At 73.3% G+C, this 2,147-nt stretch carries 3 protein-coding genes; all 3 read left to right on the top strand.

Going from position 1 to position 2,147, the window contains the following annotated elements; translation table 11 throughout:
* The first annotated feature begins 639 nt into the window (after positions 1 to 639).
* The 3 genes from ACIP5O_RS36570 to ACIP5O_RS36580 all read left to right on the top strand — a co-directional run bounded on the left by ACIP5O_RS36570 (position 640) and on the right by ACIP5O_RS36580 (position 1,903).
* Entirely contained in the window at positions 640 to 1,023 is a 384-nt protein-coding gene (locus ACIP5O_RS36570; RefSeq protein ID WP_401302097.1) for a hypothetical protein, read from the top strand.
* A gap of 80 nt (positions 1,024 to 1,103) precedes the next feature.
* Positions 1,104 to 1,481 (top strand): hypothetical protein, encoded by a 378-nt coding sequence (locus tag ACIP5O_RS36575; RefSeq protein ID WP_401302100.1) that lies wholly within the window; start codon positions 1,104 to 1,106, stop codon positions 1,479 to 1,481.
* A gap of 197 nt (positions 1,482 to 1,678) precedes the next feature.
* Positions 1,679 to 1,903 carry a hypothetical protein gene (locus ACIP5O_RS36580; protein WP_401302103.1) on the top strand — a complete coding sequence of 75 codons (225 nt, stop codon included), beginning with the start codon at positions 1,679 to 1,681 and terminating at the stop codon, positions 1,901 to 1,903.
* Positions 1,904 to 2,147: the final 244 nt, after the last annotated feature.

Below are 2,147 nucleotides of genomic sequence, written 5' to 3' on the forward strand. Positions count from 1 at the left end.
GCCGGGGCCCCTGGAGCTGTTCGTCGTACGGCACCCGGCCTTCGGCCGGGTTGCGAGGGGGCGCTCTGGCGCCGCCCCCTCGCACACCCCCGGCGCGGGGGGCTGAGGCCGGCGGGGCGGGCGCGGGCCCAGAGGTGGGCATCGCACCTTCGGTGCGATCCGGCCGTGCGCCGCAGTCGGGCCCTGGGGGCCCTTTTTGCGGCCCGCGCGAGCGCGGGCTGCGGTCGCTTCGCTCCCTTGCGCGGGGCCCCGGGGGGCTCCTCCGGACGCCCGCCCCCCGGGGGCCGGGGACGGGCTGATGCCGGTGGTGGGCCGGGGTCAGGAGAACGGTCTCGTCGTCGTCCGTCGGCCCGGTCGTGGCGTGGGCGGGGGGTTGAGGTCGAGGAGGGCCTGGAGGAGCTGCGCGACGTCGAAGGGGTGCGGGCCGGCCCGGGGCCGGGGCAGGGAAAGACGGCTGGCTGGGAGGGGGTCGGCGGGGGCCCGGACGCCCGCTAAAGGATCATGGAACTTCCGGTAAAAACCCTGGTCAGATGCCCTTCCCGGCTATGTGATCCGGTCCAAGACTGGTAATATAGAGCTTGTTGGAAGGGGATGGCACCCCGGACGACGAGCCCCACTCGAAACCCACCGGAGGAACCCATGAGCGAGCAGATTGCCCCCGAGTTTCAGGCCGACGCGGAGTCGATCGGCCGCACGGTCTACCGAGCCATGCGTGCCGAGATGATCGAAGCGTCCCGGCAGCGGGAGGGCATCGACGCCCCCCTCCTCATGGAGGGGCTGGAGGCCGAGGCGACCTACCAGGCCGCCCGCGAGGCGCTGACGAAGGCCCGTGCCGAGCGTCAGAACGTGCTCTACGCCATGTGGCGTGCGAACAAGGACCCCCGCGCCGTCGCCGCCCTCCTGCCCGCCACCGTCAGGGCCGCCACCGTGCGCGCGGCCGTGGTCAAGCTCGCGCCCAGCCAGGACTTCGAGGCTCTGCCGCTGTGGCGCACCGATGACGAGGAGGCCGCCGCCACCAACTGACTCCGTCCGGCCGGGCGGCGGATGGCACCGCCGCCCGGCCCCTCTCGAAGCCCGACCCACGCACCGCAGGAGAGCACGCCATGAAGTTCGAGATCCACACCGCCATTGGCCACGGCCCGGCCCTCCCTCCGGCCCCGCTCGACACCCACGAGGCCGCCCGCGAGTTCACCGCCACCCTGGCCCACCTGCTCCAGGTCGAGCCCGTCCGCGTGATCCACGACGAGTACCGGGCCGCCGAGTACGTGTGGACCAACGTCACCGTGTCCCTCCCCGCTGTCGGTGAGGCGGTGTTCAGCGTGGACAGCCGCAAGACGGCCCGCGAAGCGGTCCGCCTGTACCTGGACAACAAGACGGTCCCGTTCGTCTGGACGGACAGCGAGAGCGCCGGGCAGGCATTCGCCAGGGCCGTGGCCGACGCCGCCCGCGAGCGCGACGCCCGCGCGGCCCGCCAGGGCTGAACGGACCCGGGGCGGCGGCTCGCCGCCGCCCCGACCCCTGGAAGAACCGAGACAGGAGATGACACATCACCGTCGTAACCGCTCACTTCCTTGGCGTCGTCCAGTACGACGCCGCCACCCACGACCATTACGGTGACCCCCTGCCGACCAGGCAGGGCATCCACTCGAAGGTCATCGCCGAGGACATCGCATACGAGTTGCTCCACTCTCTGGGATATGAGGAGCCCGACGAGGGCGACTACGTCCAGAAGGTGCGCGAAGTGTCCGTCCGTCCGGCTGAGCAGCTTCAGGAAGCGCTGATTCGAGCAGAGCAGATCAGCACCGTGCACCAGGACCCGGGGCACGGCATGGAGTGCACGTGCGCCCTGGACGCGCTCGAACTGGTCAAGCAGCTCGCCGCCTATGCCGTTCGCTGGGCGTAGCCGTACCGGTTCCGCGTCCCGGCTCCCTGGCCGGGGCGCGGTCGTGCGCGGTGGGCGGCGACGGGTCGTTGGCGGTAAGGCCGGGCGCGAGGCGCCGCGGGGGTGGGGGGCGCGTGGGCGCCGGCTTCGCCGTGGGGGCCGGGGCCGGCGCGCGGCGCCGGTGCTCCGGCACCCGGCCTTCGGCCGGGTTGCGAGGGGCGCTCTGGCGCCGCCCCCTCGCGCTCCCCCGGCGCGGGGGGCTGGG

Source organism: Streptomyces sp. NPDC088915, from assembly GCF_044749825.1.
Classification (GTDB): Bacteria; Actinomycetota; Actinomycetes; order Streptomycetales; family Streptomycetaceae; genus Streptomyces.

Bases quoted from the DNA above. Each gene is read 5' to 3' on its own strand.
- ACIP5O_RS36575 (WP_401302100.1), top strand. From the start codon at position 1,104: ATGAAGTTCGAGATCCACACCGCCATTGGCCACGGCCCGGCCCTCCCT.
- ACIP5O_RS36570 (WP_401302097.1), top strand. From the start codon at position 640: ATGAGCGAGCAGATTGCCCCCGAGTTTCAGGCCGACGCGGAGTCGATC.